The sequence below is a fragment of the Blastomonas fulva genome (genome assembly GCF_003431825.1).
Taxonomy (GTDB): Bacteria; Pseudomonadota; Alphaproteobacteria; order Sphingomonadales; family Sphingomonadaceae; genus Blastomonas; species Blastomonas fulva.
This window is the reverse complement of record NZ_CP020083.1, coordinates 1,152,953-1,170,000: the sequence shown is the minus strand read 5'-3', so window position 1 is coordinate 1,170,000 and position 17,048 is coordinate 1,152,953. Positions and strand designations below refer to the sequence as shown.

Sequence of the window (17,048 nt, the reverse complement as noted above, 5' to 3'; positions counted from 1 at the left end):
CGTATAGACCGTACCCTAAACCGACACAGGTGGGATGGTAGAGTATACCAAGGCGCTTGAGAGAAGTGTACTGAAGGAACTCGGCAAATTACCTCCGTAACTTCGGGAGAAGGAGGCCCTACATGCGGGCAACCGTGTGTAGGGGGCACAAGCCAGGGGGTAGCGACTGTTTAGCAAAAACACAGGGCTCTGCTAAGTCGGCTTCAAGACGACGTATAGGGCCTGACGCCTGCCCGGTGCTGGAAGGTTAAGAGGAGGAGTGCAAGCTCTGAATTGAAGCCCCAGTAAACGGCGGCCGTAACTATAACGGTCCTAAGGTAGCGAAATTCCTTGTCGGGTAAGTTCCGACCTGCACGAATGGCGTAACGACTTCCCCACTGTCTCCAGTACATGCTCAGCGAAATTGAATTCTCCGTGAAGATGCGGAGTACCCGCGGTTAGACGGAAAGACCCCGTGCACCTTTACTGCAGCTTCAGAGTGGCATTAGGAAAGAACTGTGTAGCATAGGTGGGAGGCTTTGAAGCGACGGCGCCAGCTGTCGTGGAGCCATAGGTGAAATACCACCCTGTTGTTTTCTGATGTCTAACCTCGCACCGTTATCCGGTGCAGGGACCCTCTGTGGCGGGTAGTTTGACTGGGGCGGTCGCCTCCTAAAGAGTAACGGAGGCGCGCGATGGTGAGCTCAGGACGGTTGGAAACCGTCTGTTAGAGTGCAATGGCATAAGCTCGCCTGACTGCGAGACTGACGAGTCGAGCAGAGACGAAAGTCGGTCATAGTGATCCGGTGGTCCCTCGTGGAAGGGCCATCGCTCAACGGATAAAAGGTACGCCGGGGATAACAGGCTGATGATTCCCAAGAGCTCATATCGACGGAATCGTTTGGCACCTCGATGTCGGCTCATCACATCCTGGGGCTGGAGCAGGTCCCAAGGGTTTGGCTGTTCGCCAATTAAAGTGGTACGTGAGCTGGGTTCAGAACGTCGCGAGACAGTTTGGTCCCTATCTGCCGTGGGCGTCGATAATTGAGAGGAGTTGACCCTAGTACGAGAGGACCGGGTTGAACATACCTCTGGTGTACCTGTCATTCCGCCAGGAGTGCAGCAGGGTAGCTATGTATGGACGGGATAACCGCTGAAAGCATCTAAGCGGGAAGCCTCCCTCAAGATAAGTTATCATCGAGTCGTGGAAGACCACCACGTTGATAGGCCGGGTGTGGAAGTGCAGTAATGCATGGAGCTAACCGGTCCTAATCACTCTGTTCGCGCTTGAGAGTTCCACCATCAATGACAACATTGGTGTAAGGATGATTAAGCCGGATATTCGCCAAGAATAATCGTCTTCAAAATCTGAATGTATAACCGCATCGATTAAAAACCATATGCACCTGCTTCATTGCTTGGTGGCCATAGCGTCAGTGCCCCACCCGATCCCATCTCGAACTCGGCCGTGAAACCTGACTGCGCCGATGGTACTACCGCTTAAGCGTTGGAAGAGTAGGGCGTCGCCAGGCATTGAAGCCGGTGCATATGGAAAAACCCATTCATGATCGTCGAACAACCGCCCCCGGCAATATGCCGCGGGCGGTTTTCGGCCCTCTAGGGCTCAGCCCCCAAAAGGGCTCAGTTGGTGGCGCGGGATGGAGCAGCCCGGTAGCTCGTCAGGCTCATAACCTGAAGGTCGCAGGTTCAAATCCTGCTCCCGCAACCAGCAGAATTGCTTAATGAGCACAGCGAGTTTAGCAATTCGCTGCCCCGGACCTGATCCGGGGCCCATCTCCAAACCTCGCACCCCACACAAAACCCACACAAACAACAAACACCAGCCCCGAAAGCACCCTGCTTCCGGGGCCGCCACGCGTCTCACTCAATCCTCACCACACACCGCTATCACCTCAATCTCCAATAACAATTCTGGCAATGCCAGTGCCAGGGTGGTGGTCCTCAGGCAAATCTCAGCTGTCGCGTTCCTGCACGCGGGCCAGCGGAACCTTGACCTCGAACACCAGACCCGAGGGCTGTGGTTCGACGTGGGTCCGGGCGTCAAGTTCGTAACGTAGCGCCGAATGCAGCACGTCCTGTGCCAGGCTGTCGAGTGCGACATCGGGATCGCCAAGGCCCTGGGCTTGCACCGTCCAGGTGAGGCGCAGCAGCGGTTCGGCGGACCCCGGCGCCGCGTCCGGCTCGATCGCCCAGCTGATCGCAAGCGCGAAAGGCGCGTCGTCGATCCGCCCGTGCGCCACCAGATGGCTCGCCAGCTCGTGCACCGCGAGGCCGAGCAGGTTCGAACCCTTGATCCCCAGCATCACGTCCGGTCCATCCACGCTGACCTGGCTTTCATCCTGCAGATGGTGGAGCAGCAGTTCGTCGAACACGATTTCGCGCAGGTTCACCAGGCCGGTGGGCGAATGTGTCGAGAGCGACTGGGTGCGCGCAAAGGCGTTGATCCGCCCCTCGAACTTGAGCAGGAATTCCTCGGTCGTCGCGCAATGGTCCGCGGTCCGCCGGGCCAGCGCACGCACAACACCCAGCATGTTGCGCACACGGTGCTGCAGTTCGGCGAGCAGGCTGCGCTCCTGGTCGCGCAGCCGCCGGATATCATCGACATCGGTCGAGGTGCCCAGCCACTCCAGGATCATGCCATTCTCGCCCAGTACTGGCGCTGCGCGGGTCTTGTGCCAGTAATAACGCTGCTCGCGGCTGTTGAGCACCCGAAACTCGACCTCGAAGCTGTGATGATCCGATGCCGTCCGCCACGCGGTCCGAGCGGTCTGCCTGTCATCGGGATGGACAGCCTCCAGCCAGCCCTCGCCGAGATAATCGTCTTGCCCCTGCCCGGTGAAGTCCTGCCATTGCGGTCCGGCCCATATCCAGCTCCCGTCACGGCTGGCGCGCCAGACCAGCAGCGGCAATGTGTCGATGACCTGATGAAGGGTTTGCAGCGGGCCTGACCAGCTAGAGGGCATAGTCATTCTCCTTTTCGGGCGCCGATCCGCCATCATCGTCACAGATCTTGAGATAGCCGCTATCGAACAGCGCGACGCGCTTGAGCTGCGGCAGATCGAAGATCGTCAGCGTCCGGTGCTCGAGCTGGACCAGGCCCTCGCGGCGCAGGTCCTGCAGCGTACGGTTGACGTACACCGGCGTCATTCCCAGCGCCTCGGCAAGCTCGATCTGGGTGAGTGGGAAGGCGCAGCACCTGCCTTGGGTGAGCTTCGCCTGATGCTGGCGGAGATACAGCTCGCACATGAGATGCGCCATGCGTTCGCGCGCGGTGCGCTGGCCCAGCGATGTCGACCATTCGCGCTGGATCGCGGCGGTGACGTGGATGTCGCACCACAGCGCCTTTTCCAGGCTGGAATGCTCGCGGCGAGCGATATCGAGAAAGTCGTTGTCGAGCCTGGCCAGCGTCACCCCGGTCAAAGCGGCGATGCTGTGGTCCATAGAACTGGCCATGAAGCCGTTGATGTCGAACAGGTCGCCGGGAATCAGCATCGAAAGAATCTGCCTGCGCCCGTCCTCCAGCGTCTTGTAGCGGATCGCCCAGCCCTGGATCAGGATGTGCATCGGCCCGGTGCAATCGCCCTGGCGGAGAAGATCCACCCTGGCGGGGACTTCGCGCAGATTGCGACCGGCAAGCTCTGCCAGCCAGTGCTCGGCGGGGTCCTGCAGCTCCTCGAACCCGCGCAGCTTGTGGGTTATGTGCGGTGTCAACGCATTGGCTCCGATATTGCGGTACGCTGGAACCTACGCACATATCGCGAGTATGTTGCCCATGGGGCAACGCCTTCATGTGCTCCCCTGTGTTCGTTCGATAGTTCAGGTGGTGCATGATGAGCCAGTCCTTGCACGGATGCCGCGTTCTTCTGGTGGAAGACGATTTTCTGATCGCCGACGACTTCCTGCGTCGGCTGCACAGCGCAGGCGCTGAGGTTATCGGGCCTGCCGCAACGCTCGATGGCGCGATGGCGCTGTACGAATCGTGCGGAAGGGTCGACTTCGTTGTGCTCGACATAAACCTGCGCGGCACGACGGTGTTTCCGCTCGCCGCGCGGCTGCGCGCCGACGACGTCCCGTTCCTGTTCTGCACCGGTTATGGCGAAGAGGTGATCGATGGCAGTTTCCAAAACGTCCAGCGCTTCGAAAAACCGATATCGCAGCATGGCTTTGCCCGGATGGTCGATCTGATTTCTCGGCTGACGATCGCGCGTGACCATCCACGCGAAGGTATGGTGCGCTGATCGCTGGGCAACGCCGATGCCTGCCGGGATCAGCCGGGATCAGCCAGTCCGGGCGACCGCGAGCACCACATCCTGCGCGGCTGAGCCGACCAGCACCGCCAGATCGCCGTTGGAGCTGGTCTGGTGCTGGCTCGATTCGCATTCTCCGCTGATCGGATTGAACCTGGTGACGCGGTAGATTCCAGGCTGCAGCGCCGCGATGTCCAGCGTTATCGCGGTGCCGCAGGCGTGCTGATCGGGCATCAGGCTGACCACCGCCTGGGTGCCGTCGCCGCAGCCCGTGGCCAGCCCCTTGAAATCATGTACCGTCAGCCGGGCACCGAGCGGTTCGCGGCGAAAGCGCGGCCAGTCGACCAGGTGCAGGAAATCGCCCAGCACCTTTTGAGAGTCGTACATCCCCTGGGTCAGCACATGCGGGTGGCGGTTGGGCCAGCGCATGCCGCCGCCCGCACCGCCGCTTGCCAGATGCGCCCATTGCATACGCCGGAAATAGCGCGTGTCGAACGCGTCCGGCAACGTGATGTGGCGGTCCTTGAAGGCGTGGATCGGGCCATGCTCGGTGTCGAGCAGGGGGCGGTCGGCAGGACAGTGCTGCAGCGCCTCGGTCATCAGCCGCGCGGTGGCCCTGGCCGGGCTCAGGGTGTCGCGCGGATCGTCGATCGTGCCCTTCTCGTAAAGATGCACACTGGCAAAATCGAGCGCCGGGTGGCGAAAGACGATCTCGGCAAGCTGTGGCCGGGCCTTGAGCGCGGGGCCGAACACCGACACGGTCTGCAGATGGCAGCGGCCGTGCGCGGCCATCTCCTCGGCGCGCAGCGCTGCCGAGATGTCGCTGATGAACGCATGGCAGCTAGCTATGTCGCCCCCGGCATAATTGGTGTCGATCTCGTTCCACAGATCCCAGCCGAAGATCGCGCCGCTGTGTCCCCAGCGGCGGGTCGCGAAGGCCAGGCGGTTCTTGATCGCCATGCGCGTGTCTGGGCAGGTGAACATCTGCCCGATTGTGCCGCAGGGCCCACCATTCGTGCGCGAATAGGGATGCGTGCGCCATCGCCGCGCCATGAAGAAGGTATCGAACGGGGTGAGCAGATAGCGGATGCCGTACAGCTCCCCCAGCGCGATCAGGTCATCCCACAGCTGCACCATCGCGGGCGCAAACTGGCCGCAACGGCTTTCGAAATGGCGGTGGCGCACCTGGTTGTAGTCGAGCATCAGCCGCAGGCAGGTCACGCCCGAATCGCGCAACCTTGCAAAATGCCGCTCCACCACCGCCGGGTCGCGGCGGCGGTAGAGCAAGGCAAGGTTGGGCCAGGTGATCGCCTCGTTATAGCCCACCGGGGTCCAGCTTCGTCCTCCCTCGGTCTCGAAATAGGGCGCACGTTGGGCGCAGCCTATCCAGTCCTGCACCGGAGAAGGCACCGCCAGACTTTTCATATGGGCATGGCCAGCAGCGGTCCCGAATCTCATTCGGCCGCTACCACGCCCAGCCCGGCCAGCGCATCGAGCCGCCAGCGCGCATCGAGCCTGCGCCAGGTGGCCAGCGCCTGGCCCACGATCTGGTCCATGTTGTAATAGCGATAGGTGGCGAGCCGACCGACGAAGGTCACGTTCTCGCAATCGCCGGCTAGCCTGGAATACTGTCGGTACATGTCCTGCGCTGCGGGATTGGGGATAGGGTAATAAGGATCTCCCTCGTCGGCGGGATATTCGCGGGTGATGCTGGTCCTGGCCGCCTGCTGCCCGGTGAGGTGCTTATACTCGGTGATCCGGGTATAGGGCGTGTCGTAATCGGGATAATTGACCACCGCGACCGGCTGTGCCTGTGCGCAATCGAGCGTCTCGTGCTCGAAGCGCAGCGAACGATAGGGAAGCCTGCCCAGCCGGTGATGGAAATATTCGTCGATCGGCCCGGTCCACACGACATGATCCCAGCTCAGCTCCATCGGCAGATCTGCATATCCTTGCCCCGTCATCACCTCGATAGAGGGGTGATCGAGCATGGCGCTGAACATGGCGGTATAGCCCTTGTCCGGCATGCACTGGTAGCGATCGGTGAAATAGCGGTCGTCGCAGCTGGTCCGCGCAGGCACCCGCGCGGCGACGGACTTGTCGAGTTGGCTCGGGTCCACGCCCCATTGCTTGCGGGTATAGCCCTCGAAGAACCTGGCATACAGATCCTCGCCCACCTGCGAGACCACGGTATCGCGCGAATTTCGAATATCGCCGACATCGACCGCGACCGAGCGCAGATACTCGGCCGCAGCCTCGTCATCCTGCAGGTTCAGGCCATAGAGCATGTTGAGCGTCGTCCGGTTGATCGGCATGGGAACCAGCTGGTCGTCGACCGCTGCCAGCACGCGGTGTTCATAGGGAATCCATCCGGTAAAGCGCGTGAGATAATCGAGGATGTCTCCGCTGTTGGTGTGGAAGATATGCGGCCCGTATCTGTGCACCAATATTCCGGCGTCGTCATGATGGTCATAGGCGTTGCCCGCGATATGGTCGCGCTTGTCGATCACCAGCACGGTCTTGCCCGAGCCCCTGGCCATCCGCTCGGCCATCACCGCGCCGGCAAAGCCTGCGCCGACCACCAGCACGTCGTAATGCCTGCGCCCGGGAAGCCGTGTCGCGGCCAGATCCGCAGTGGACCGCTGCGCCCCCTGCCGGGCGGCAAGGGCGTCGGTGATGCTGGCCGCGATGCGCGCGGCGATGCCGTCCCAGCTCTTGTCGGCAAGGCAGGCCTGCGCCTCCTCGCGCCACTGGGCGCGGACGTGGCCGGGCGCGCCGAGCAGAGTTTCGCACGCCCCGACCGATTCGCTCGCGGTCCCGGCAATGCGGACGCTGCCCAGCCTTCCAAAAGTGTCGACCACGTCGCGGATCGGGGTGGATACCACCGGTAGCCCGCACGCCATGTATTCGGGCGTCTTGGTCGGGCTGATGAAGCGGGTCGAGGCGTTGAGCGCAAAGGGCATCAGCGCGATGTCCCAATGGATGGCATAGGCCGGCAGATCGGCATAATCGCGTCCGCCCAGCCAGTGGATATTGGCTGCGCGGGGCAGGTCGTCCTGCGAGATCTTGAGCACCGGGCCGATCATCACGAACGACCAGGCCGGGCGCATCCGCGCCATTTCGGCCAGCAGGCCAAGATCCATGCGTTCGTCGATGACACCGTAAAAGCCCAGCCGCGGCCGCGCCAGCAGGGCCTGGTCGTCGGGATCGGCGGTAACTGCAGGGTCGGCTGCGAAATGCTGGATGTCCACGCCCGAAGGCAGGCACATCAGGTCAGGACGACGCTCGCGCCGTGCCTCGTACAGGCTGCGTCCTCCGCACAGCGCGATATCCGCCCGCTCGAGCAGCAGCGCCTCGCGTTCGGCGATGCCATCGGGCGCGAAGGCGAAGTTGGCGAGCTCGTCCATGCAGTCATAGACCAGCAGATCGCTGTGCACCTGTTCGCCGAACGCCAGCATCATCGGGGTGTAGTACCAGAATATGTGCGGGGCGGCGTGGCGGGTCATCTCCATCCGCAGCAGAACGGCCAGCGCCTCGGTGGTCTGCTGCGCGTCGAGCGATTGCGGGATGACCGGAATCAGCCGGGTCACGCCCTCGTGCGGCCGGGTCCGCTCGAGCGTCGGCGCGAGGCAATCGGCATCGACGCGGGGCTCCTCCCAATAGACGATGTCGAAGCCCTGCGAGAGCCGCGTCATGATGTGCTGCGGCCGCTGGAACACCAGATCCCAGCGCAGATGCGAGAAGCAGACGATTACCGGGCGGGTCGAGGGAACAGGGGTGTTGCTGTGCTGGAACGGGCGGTGCATCGGGGGACTCCGGAACGGACGTGCGGCCTGGATCGGGGAAACCCAGGGCGCACAGATGGGGAAGGATCCGGCGTCTAGCGCGTGGTCGGGGGCTGCGGTCTTACATAGGTGAGGCAACCGCCGGCTTTTAAATTCCTGCAGGATTGACCCATGTTATGGGTGGGGCTCGGCGCACGGCTCAGCCTTGCAGCGGCACGGTGCGGATCATCCGCTCCGGCCCCTGCAAGGAGTACAGCAAATGACCTCGATTTTCGGAATGGCGCTCTTGCCGCTGTGGATCATGGGCGCGCCGCTGGTCGGTGTGCTGCTCAGCCTGGCGCTGCCAGCCCCCCGCACCAACACCATACCGCGTGCGCGTCGCAGGGATCACGACGTGATCGCTCCGACGGCTTATCCGCGCGCCTGATCCCGCAGCGCGCAACCCGGCGCAGGCATCGAGAGTAAAATCGAGCGAGGGGGCGGCATCGGGGGGAGGCCCACGATGCCGCCCGCCGCGCACGATGCGTCCGTTGCCCAACACAAGGACCGACCCATGACCGACACCATCGCAAAACTGGACGAAGCGCAGCTGCCCGGCCTCGAGGCCAGGCTGGACCCCAAGCCCGAATGGCAGCCGCGTTATCCCGGATCGAGGCGGCTCAAGGGCAAGGTGGCGATCGTCACCGGCGGCGATAGCGGCATTGGCCGCGCGGTCGCAGTGCTGTTCGCGCGCGAAGGCGCCGATATCGTCATCTCGCATCTGGAAGAGGATGAAGACGCGCAGGACACCGCGCGCATGGTCGAGGCGGAAGGTGCGAGGGCAGTGACCATTGCGGGCGATATCGGCGATCGCGCGCAGGCTGCCCGGATCGTCGATCTGGCGATCAGCAGCTTTGGGAAGCTCGACATCCTGGTCAACAACGCAGGCGAGCAGCACCCCGACGAGAATGTGACAGACGTCTCCGACCAGCAGCTCAAGCGGACCTTCCAGACCAATGTCTATGGCATGTTCTACATGGTGCAGGAGGCGATGCCGCATCTCCGGGCGGGGGCGGCAATCATCAACTGCACCTCGGTTACGATGTACAAGGGCGCGGACGATCTGCTCGACTATTCATCCACCAAGGGCGCGATCACCGCGTTCACCCGCAGCCTCAGCCAGAATCTGGCCGACAAGGGCATCCGCGTCAACGGCGTCGCGCCGGGCCCGATCTGGACCCCGCTCAACCCTTGTGGCGGCGCGAGTGAGGAGAAACTCGAGCATTTCGGCGAATCCACTCCGATGGGCCGCCCAGGCCAGCCCAACGAGGTTGCCCCGTGCTTCCTGTTCCTGGCCTGCGAGGATTCCAGCTACATGAGCGGACAGGTGCTGCACCCCAATGGCGGAGTGGTGGTGGGAAGCTGAACGCTTCGGGGGCCTGGCGAGAGCAGCATGATCGCTGCCTCAGGCGGCAGCAGGAATGGACGGCCTGCGGGGCTTTCTCTCTCGGTTCGTCGCACGCAGGCGCTGGACCTAAACCAGTATAACGAAGCCGGATGAACAAGGTGAAAGTTTGTAACAGGAGGGATCGTTAGCGAAAGTCGAGTCTATGTCCATATCCGTTCACGCGCCTGCCCACCTGCCCGCGCATAACCGCCACTGCCAGACATCCGTTCACCCGCGGTGCGATTTCATCCAGCAGGGTGACACGCTTTTGCGACCGCGGTTGCTGCTGGAAGGCTGGTGCGCGGGCTATCGCATCACGCTCGACGGGCGCAGGCAGCTGACCAACCTGTATCTGCCGGGGGAGATCATCGGCGTGTGGCGCAACAGCCAGCCCAGCTTCTATCATTCGGTGATGTCGGTGACGCGGGCCTCGTTTGTCGAATTCACCACCACCGCCGACAGCGAGGTCGCGCAGAGCGAGTGCGCGTTGTTCGAGCAGCAGCTCGAAAACAGCATTTTCCGGCTCGGCTGTCTCAACGCTTATGAGCGGATGGCGCACCTGTTCCTCGAACTCGGAGAGCGGCTGGACATCCGGGGCATGGGGTCGCGCAACGCCTATCGCATGCCGTTGACGCAGGAGCTGCTTGCCGACCTCGTCGGAATCTCCTCGGTCCATGTCAACCGCACCCTGCAGCTTATGCGCGCCGACAATGCGATCAGCCTGGTCAACAGCAGGCTGACCCTGACGGACCCCGACAGGCTGGCAGAGCAGGTCCATTATCAGCCGTTGCTGTAACCGCGCGCCGGGCTCCGATTTCGGCACGTGGCAGTGGCGGGCCGGGCCAGTGCCAGACCAGCGCGGACAGGCCGAGCCATGCCGAGAACATCAGCAGATAGGGCCAGCGGCGCGGCCACAGCCTGGCCACCAGCAAGGTGACCGCGCCGGTGCCCGCTAAGGCAATCAGCGTCGCGGCGGCTACACGGGTGCCGGAGCCTGTGAGTGCGGTCTGGACCGCGACGCTGGCCCATTGCGCGGGCAGCAGCACCAGCAGCCATTTGGGCAGCGCGCCCGGCATGGCCAAGGCGGTTGCCAGCATCGCTGCCTCGCCGCCGACCACGAACACGGCGATCCACCAGCCCTTGTCGGCTGCCGAGCGGGCAAACAGCGCGCCGCGCGCGGCGAAACTGAACACCGCGACGATGACGGCCAGCGCCAGCGACATCGGGTGCGGCAAGGGCGGCATGCCCAGCGCTCGCGCCAGCCCGATCAGCCCCGCGCCAGCCACCAGCGCGAGACCGATGCCGATCCACAGCCGCCCGGCCGCCGCCGCAGCGATCATCCCGGCTCCCATCAGCCCCACCGCCAGGATCGGTCCTGCAACCATCGCCAGCGGGGTCGGCGCGGGCGCGTCTGCCAGCAACAGCATCGCCAGCGCAGGGGCGACGGCCCCCGCCAGCGCCACTGTCAGCCATGCTGCAAGCGATGAGGACAAGGGCTGTTCATGCGGCAAGGGTTTCATGCGAGCTCCACCGACACCAGCCACGCCGTTTCGGGATATTGCAGCGGCAGGCTGATGCCCGCCAGACGCAGCGCGCGGCCTGACAGGACAACGCCCTCAGCATAAGGGCGGGCGTGCGACAGCTGCGCCCTGGCCTTTTCGCAATATGGCGGCAACAGCGCGACGCGGTAATGCGCCTCATCGTCCAGTCCGGCAAAGCGGATGTGGGGCACATCATAAGTGGCGGCCTGGCGCGTCTGGGCGATCAGCGCGATCCCCCGGCCTTTGTGCATCGCCAGCAGCGCATGGACACCCGCAGCGGCAGGCGTGAGCCGCCACAGGCGCCCGGAATGCAGGACATCGCGCCAGTGCTTGTAGAGCGCGATGTGCGCGGCGAGGCATTGGCGGTCCTGGGTCGACATCGCGCCCGGGTCCGCCTCGACGCCCATATGGCCGAACATCGCGACCTTGGCGCGAAAATCCATCGCCACCTGCCGGCCGGTGATCGGGTTGGGGCTGGGCCCAACGTGGTTGCCCGCGATGCGCATCGGCAGGAAATCGAACCAGCCGGCGTTGACCTGCAGCCGCTCGATGGGATCGTTGTTGTCGCTGGCCCAGAAGCGGCTGCACCGCTCGAGAATCTCCAGATCGACCCGTCCGCCTCCGCTCGCGCAGGTCTCGATCTCGACCTGCGGATGCGCGGCGCGCAGCCGGTCGAGCAGCGCATAGAGCGCGGTCACCTGCGCATGGCCCTTGCCCGCAAGCGGGAAGAGATCGCGGTTATGGTCCCATTTGAGATAGGCGATGTCATGATCGGCCAGCAGCCGGTCGAGACTGGCGAACAGATGTTCGGAGACTTCGGGCCGGGTCAGGTCGAGCACCAGCTGGTTGCGCTGGGTCAGCCGCGGGTGATCAGGCAGATACAGGCACCAGTCGGGATGCGCGCGGTACAAGGCGCTGTCGGGGCTGACCATCTCGGGCTCGACCCACAGGCCGAAGTCCATGCCAGCCCCGCCGACATGATCGATCAGCGGATCAAGGCCACCGGGAAAGATCCCGGGATCGGCTACCCAGTCACCCAGGCTGGTGGTGTCGTCGCGGCGTCCGGCAAACCAGCCATCGTCGAGCACGAACCGCTCTACCCCCAGAGCCGCCGCGCGCTCCGCCAGCGCGCAGAGCTTTTCGAAGCTCTGGTCGAAGGCGAGCGCTTCCCAGCTGTTCAGATGGACCTTGCGCGGGGTTGATGCCGCCGCCTCCGGCACCACCGCGCCCAGCACATGCGCGTGAAAGGCATGGCGCAAGCTGGCGATGCCCTGCGCGCTGACCGCAACTAGCGCGCGCGGGGCGCAGAACGTATCGCCAGGCGCCAGCATGATTTCACTCGCATCGAGCCGCGCCGCCATGGTCAGCGTCGCATCGCCGTCGGCATTGTGCTCGACGGACAACACATGATCTCCGCTCCACGCGAGATGCGCGCTGAGCGCGTCGCCGTGAACTTCGCTAACGTTGTCGCCTTCGATCCGCACCCAGTTGCCGCCGCCGAAACCGGGTCGCCCGCCATAGGACGCGCTGGTGATCGCCCCCTGGTGCAGGGCCAGCCGCTGCTGCTGCATCTCGCCGGACCAGCGGCCTGCATAGCGCACCATATGGCTGGCCCAGCTGGGCAATGGCAGCGTCAGCGATGCGAGGCTGATCAGCCCGAGCGGGTGCGTGCCCTGGTTGCGCAGCTGCGTGCCGAACTCGACCAGCCCGCCGTGAACGATCGAAAGCTCGATCTGGACACTCAAGCCCAGGGCGTCATCGCGGTGCTCGAGGCACAGCCCGGCACCGCGCTGCGTGATCGCGACCAGCGGCATCCGCGGCGTCAGCGGGCGTCCGTGCTGATGGATGACGATGGACGGCGCGCAAAGATGTCCCTCGCCCGCAAAGGGCAGCAGCGAACGCGGCGCGGGGCGGTCGGGCTGCGAGGCATGCCGCCCGCGCCGCAGGACATCGCACAGGCTCGCAAGATCCTCGGCCATGGGCAGGGTCGGCCCGAAATAGACCGGTTCTGCAGCACCGGCGCGCAGATCAAGCACCAAGGAAACATCATCGCCATCAAGGCGCGCAAACGGGGGAAGGCTGGACATCAGGGAAGGTTGCCCTTAATGGAATAATAGTCAATAGGTGGCGCAAGGCCTTGCTTGATCTAGACCTGTCATACCGGCATGAGCAAGAAAAGGGTAGGAGAGGGCTGTTGCCGGAGGTCATGGTGCAGGGAAGCCAGGTGGCGGTGTTCACTGCGATCACCGCGCTGATCGGGCTGGCGACCTGGTGGAAGGTCCGCAGCATTGGCGGCTCGCACGACGGATCGGGCAAGGAGGTCTTCCTCGCCGGCGGCGGCCTCACCTGGCTGTATGTGGCAGGTTCGATCACGCTCACCAACCTGTCGACCGAACAGCTTGTCGGCATGAACGGCAACCAGATGCTGCTGCTCGCCTGGTGGGAGATTTCGGGCTTTGTCGGGCTGATGATCCTCGCGTTCATCTTCGTGCCGATCTATTATCGCCAGGGGTGCACCACCGTGACCGAGTTGCTGGAGCGCCGCTATGAGGGCGGCAGCATCCGCACCGTGATCTCGGCGATCTTCCTGCTGGGCAACATTCTGATCTACCTTCCAGCAGCGCTCTATTCGGGCAGCCTTTTCCTCAAATCCATGTTCGGTGTGGACTGGCCGCTGCTGTGGTTCGCAGCGCCGATGGCTATCATCGCGGCCATCTACACCATTACCGGGGGTCTCAAGGCCGTGGCGGTGATGGACACCTTTTCCGGCATCGGCGTGCTCGCCGTCGCGATGCTGGTGGTCATCCTGGCCTTGAACGCGGTCGATTTCGATCTGGTCAGCGGCGTTCCGGCCGAGCGCATCTCGATGGTTGGCGATACGGACTCGCCCATTCCGTTCCACACCCTGTTCACTGGCATGCTGTTCATCCAGATCTTCTACTGGTCGACCAACCAGAACATCACGCAGAAGGCGATGACCGCGCCGACCATCCGCGAAGCGCAAAAGGGCGTGATGGCCGCAGCCGTGGTGCGGATCCTGATCATTCCGGTGATCGTCGTCGTGCCCGGGGTGGTGGGATACAAGCTGTTCGGGCCGATGGGCGATGCGAGCTATGGCCGGGTGGTGGCGCATGTGCTGCCGCCATGGATGTCGGGCGCGTTCGCCGCGCTGATGGCTGCAGCCGTGATCGCGCACACCAGCGCGATCCTCAACAGCTCGGTCGCGCTTTATGCCATCGACTTCCACGACAAGTTCATCCGGTCGGTCAAGAGCCACTGGAAGCTGGCCGCCTGGACCTCCGCGGTCCTGACCGTCACTTCGATCCTGCTGGTCCCCGCATTCGAAAACGCCAAGAGCATCATCAACCTGTTGCAGGAATTGAACGGCCTGTCGTCGATGCCGGTGCTGTCCGCGTTCATCGCCGGGCTGCTGTTCGCCAATGTCGATGCGCGCGCGGCGATCATCGGACTGGTGTTCGGGGTTGCAAGCTACGCGCTGCACACCTTCGTGCTGTACAAGCCCGACATGCTCTATCCCGGCGAGACCTTCTACCAGCATATCGGCTGGGGCGGGCTGCACTATATCGATGTGATGCTCGTGGTGCTGGTGGCGTCGGTGATCGTGGCGCTGACATCGAACCGCGTGATTTTCGGCAATGTCGCGCGTTATGTCGGACCGGGAGCAAGACGCCATGGGTGATGCTGCAGCCGTGCACCGCAGGTTCAATCCGTTGAACGGCCAATGGGTGCTGGTCTCGCCGCACCGCACCCAGCGCCCGTGGCAGGGCCAGATCGAGGCGCCCGACATTGCGGTGCTGCCTGCGCATGATCCGGCCTGCTTTCTTTGCCCCGGCAACACCCGCGCCAATGGAGAAACCAATCCCGATTACTCCGGACCCTGGGTGTTCGAGAATGATTTCGCCGCGCTGATGCCCGCCGCCAAGGCCTTGGCCGCAGCAGATCCCGACCCGGACGCGTTGCTGGTGGCCGAGCCGGTCTCGGGAGAGTGCCGCGTGATGTGCTTCTCCCCCAACCACGCGCTGACGCTGCCCGAGCTGCCCGCTGCGGAACTGCGCGCGGTGATCGATACCTGGGCGGATCAATCCGCCGAGCTTGGGCAGCGTTATGCCTGGGTCCAAATCTTCGAGAACAAGGGCGCGGCCATGGGCTGCTCCAACCCGCACCCGCACGGACAGATCTGGGCGAGCGCGCATCTGCCCGATGAACCGGCGAGAGAGGATGCGCGCCAGCGGGCCTATTTCGAGAGGACCGGGCGGACGCTGCTCGGCGATATCGCGGCGCGCGAAGCTGGCGGGTCACGCGTGGTGGTCGAAAACGCGCGCTGGATGGCGATCGTGCCTTTCTGGGCGGTCTGGCCGTTCGAAACGCTGGTGCTGCCGCGCTTTGCCGTCCAGCGGATGGAGCAGCTGGAGGCATCCGACCGCGACAGCCTGGGCGCGCTGCTCAGCGAACTGACCGCGCGCTACGACAACCTGTTCGGCTGCTCGTTCCCCTATTCGATGGGCTGGCACGGCGCGCCCTATGGCGCGGGCGATCAGGCGCACTGGCAGCTGCACGCGCATTTCTATCCGCCGCTGCTGCGGTCTGCCAGCGTTCGCAAGTTCATGGTCGGCTATGAAATGCTCGCCGAGGCGCAGCGGGACCTGACCGCCGAACAGGCTGCCGAGCAGCTGTGCGCCGTCAGCCCGGTCCATTACCGCAAGGCGACCCCGGCATGAGCGACACAATCCCGCTCGTCGAACGCACGATCGCCGCGTTTCGCCGCGCCTATGGCCATGATCCCGCGATCCTCGCTTTCGCCCCCGGCCGGGTCAATCTGATCGGCGATCATACCGATTACAACGACGGCTTTGCCCTGCCTTGCGCGCTGCAGTTCGGCACCGTGGTTGCCGCAAGCCCGCTGGAGGAGCCGCGCATCATCGCGCGAGCCGCGGACCTGGACATGGCGGAAGATGACGTCCGTATCGATGCGCCGATCGAAACTGCGGCCCAGGGCGAGTGGCGAAATCACGTCCGCGGCATCGCTGCCGGATTGCCCGCATTCGGCCTGCCCGTGCGCGGGGCAAAGCTCGCCTTTTCGGGCGATGTGCCGCAGGGCAACGGCCTGTCCTCGTCCGCCTCGCTGGGGGTTGCGCTGGGCCTTGCGCTGACGGCTGTGGCGGGTGCGCAGGCGCCCGACAAGCACGTGCTGGCGCGGGTCGCGCAATGGTCCGAGCATCATTATGTCGGCTGCGCTTGCGGCCTGCTCGACCAGATAGCGTCGGCCTTTGGCGAGCAGGACAGCGCGCTTCTGCTCGACTGCCGCAGCCTGAGCGCAAAGCCGGTTGCCTTTGCCGCCGATGCCGTAATCGTCATCGTTCCTTCGGGCGTGGCGCGCGGGCTTGTCGACAGCGCCTATAACGAGCGCCGCGCCCAGTGCCGGCAGGCGGCGGAGTATTTCGGCGTCGGGTCGTTGCGCGACCTGGACCTGGCGATGCTCGAGGCAGGCGAGGCCGGCTGTGATGCCGCCGTTTTCCGCCGCGCGCGGCATGTCGTCACCGAAAATGCGCGCACGCGGAGCGCGGCCGAGGCGATGGCGCGCGGCGATCTGGCGGAGCTTGGGCAAGCAATGCGCGCGTCGCATGCATCGCTGCGGGACGATTTCGAGGTCAGCGTGCCGGCGGTGGATGCGCTGGTCGACAGCCTGAATGCCGCGATCGGCGAGGACGGCGGCGCCAGAATGACCGGTGGCGGCTTTGGCGGCTGTGTCGTGGCGGTGGTCGCCGCAGGCCGGTTGCCCGCGGTCGATCGCGCACTGGCGGATCATTGGCTGGGTACAGGCCGGCCTGCCCAAGCCCATTGCCTGGGCATTCCCTCGGCCGGAGCCCGCCTGCTTCAAGGCTAACACCCGGCAGCAGCCGTGGCACCGGCCTTCCCATATGGCCCTTGCAATTCAGATGCGCACGCGCGTCACCGCCGCACCGTCTGCTGATCTTAAGCACCAGCCGAGTCGTGTTGTCGAACCGTTGAATTAGTGGCCACCACTACC

13 protein-coding genes, 1 tRNA gene and 2 rRNA genes (1 of these 16 cut by a window edge) are annotated in these 17,048 nt (G+C 64.2%); 10 read left to right on the top strand and 6 right to left on the bottom strand.

Annotation, left to right across the window (positions count from 1 at the left end; all coding sequences use genetic code 11):
- The 3 genes from B5J99_RS05485 to B5J99_RS05475 all read left to right on the top strand — a co-directional run.
- Window positions 1-1,271, top strand: a 23S ribosomal RNA gene (locus B5J99_RS05485) (it extends 1,521 nt beyond the left edge of the window).
- 125 nt (window positions 1,272-1,396) lie between these two features.
- Window positions 1,397-1,511 (top strand): 5S ribosomal RNA (gene rrf, locus B5J99_RS05480).
- A 120-nt stretch (window positions 1,512-1,631) separates the two neighbouring features.
- A tRNA-Met gene (locus B5J99_RS05475) sits at window positions 1,632-1,708 on the top strand.
- Window positions 1,709-1,952: 244 nt separating this feature from the next.
- Here B5J99_RS05475 and B5J99_RS05470 read toward each other — a convergent pair.
- Complete coding sequence (locus B5J99_RS05470) at window positions 1,953-2,963, bottom strand: HWE histidine kinase domain-containing protein (protein ID WP_162892467.1); 1,011 nt, start codon at window positions 2,961-2,963, stop codon at window positions 1,953-1,955.
- Window positions 2,953-3,711 carry a Crp/Fnr family transcriptional regulator gene (locus tag B5J99_RS05465; protein ID WP_117351801.1) on the bottom strand — a complete coding sequence of 253 codons (759 nt, stop codon included), beginning with the start codon at window positions 3,709-3,711 and terminating at the stop codon, window positions 2,953-2,955. The genes B5J99_RS05470 and B5J99_RS05465 overlap by 11 nt, the downstream gene beginning before the upstream one ends.
- Window positions 3,712-3,827: 116 nt before the next feature.
- On the opposite strand from B5J99_RS05465, the gene B5J99_RS05460 reads away from it, so the two are divergent.
- Complete coding sequence (locus B5J99_RS05460) at window positions 3,828-4,238, top strand: response regulator (protein ID WP_117351800.1); 411 nt, start codon at window positions 3,828-3,830, stop codon at window positions 4,236-4,238.
- A 39-nt stretch (window positions 4,239-4,277) separates the two neighbouring features.
- Here the strand turns inward: B5J99_RS05460 and B5J99_RS05455 are convergent, their stop codons facing one another.
- Both B5J99_RS05455 and glf read right to left on the bottom strand, forming a co-directional pair.
- Window positions 4,278-5,672 (bottom strand): glycoside hydrolase 5 family protein, encoded by a 1,395-nt coding sequence (locus B5J99_RS05455; protein ID WP_117351799.1) that lies wholly within the window; start codon window positions 5,670-5,672, stop codon window positions 4,278-4,280.
- Window positions 5,673-5,701: 29 nt separating this feature from the next.
- Window positions 5,702-8,053: a UDP-galactopyranose mutase gene (gene glf / locus B5J99_RS05450; RefSeq protein ID WP_245991757.1), complete on the bottom strand. Its 2,352-nt coding sequence runs from the start codon at window positions 8,051-8,053 to the stop codon at window positions 5,702-5,704.
- A gap of 238 nt (window positions 8,054-8,291) precedes the next feature.
- Here glf and B5J99_RS19495 point away from each other — a divergent pair, with 238 nt between their 5' ends.
- From B5J99_RS19495 to B5J99_RS05440, 3 genes are all read left to right on the top strand, one after another.
- On the top strand, window positions 8,292-8,459 hold the full coding sequence (locus B5J99_RS19495; RefSeq protein WP_156318030.1) for a hypothetical protein: 168 nt from the start codon (window positions 8,292-8,294) through the stop codon (window positions 8,457-8,459).
- 126 nt (window positions 8,460-8,585) lie between these two features.
- On the top strand, window positions 8,586-9,437 hold the full coding sequence (locus B5J99_RS05445; protein ID WP_117351798.1) for a glucose 1-dehydrogenase: 852 nt from the start codon (window positions 8,586-8,588) through the stop codon (window positions 9,435-9,437).
- Window positions 9,438-9,621: 184 nt separating this feature from the next.
- Window positions 9,622-10,254: a Crp/Fnr family transcriptional regulator gene (locus tag B5J99_RS05440; RefSeq protein ID WP_117351797.1), complete on the top strand. Its 633-nt coding sequence runs from the start codon at window positions 9,622-9,624 to the stop codon at window positions 10,252-10,254.
- Here B5J99_RS05440 and B5J99_RS05435 read toward each other — a convergent pair.
- Window positions 10,184-10,951 carry a hypothetical protein gene (locus tag B5J99_RS05435; RefSeq protein WP_245991756.1) on the bottom strand — a complete coding sequence of 256 codons (768 nt, stop codon included), beginning with the start codon at window positions 10,949-10,951 and terminating at the stop codon, window positions 10,184-10,186. The genes B5J99_RS05440 and B5J99_RS05435 overlap by 71 nt on opposite strands.
- 23 nt (window positions 10,952-10,974) lie before the next feature.
- Entirely contained in the window at window positions 10,975-13,086 is a 2,112-nt protein-coding gene (locus tag B5J99_RS05430; RefSeq protein ID WP_117351796.1) for an alpha-galactosidase, read from the bottom strand.
- A gap of 107 nt (window positions 13,087-13,193) precedes the next feature.
- Between B5J99_RS05430 and B5J99_RS05425 the strand changes: the two genes are divergently transcribed.
- The 3 genes from B5J99_RS05425 to galK are packed head-to-tail and all read left to right on the top strand — an operon-like array spanning window position 13,194 to window position 16,904.
- Window positions 13,194-14,699, top strand: a complete 1,506-nt coding sequence (locus tag B5J99_RS05425; RefSeq protein ID WP_245991755.1) for a sodium:solute symporter family transporter — start codon at window positions 13,194-13,196, stop codon at window positions 14,697-14,699.
- Window positions 14,692-15,738, top strand: coding sequence for a UDP-glucose--hexose-1-phosphate uridylyltransferase (locus B5J99_RS05420; RefSeq protein WP_117351794.1), 1,047 nt, complete (start codon window positions 14,692-14,694; stop codon window positions 15,736-15,738). Before B5J99_RS05425 ends, B5J99_RS05420 begins: the two co-directional genes overlap by 8 nt.
- A complete protein-coding gene (gene galK / locus B5J99_RS05415) occupies window positions 15,735-16,904 on the top strand; it encodes a galactokinase (RefSeq protein ID WP_117351793.1) in 1,170 nt (389 codons plus the stop codon). Before B5J99_RS05420 ends, galK begins: the two co-directional genes overlap by 4 nt.
- Window positions 16,905-17,048: the final 144 nt, after the last annotated feature.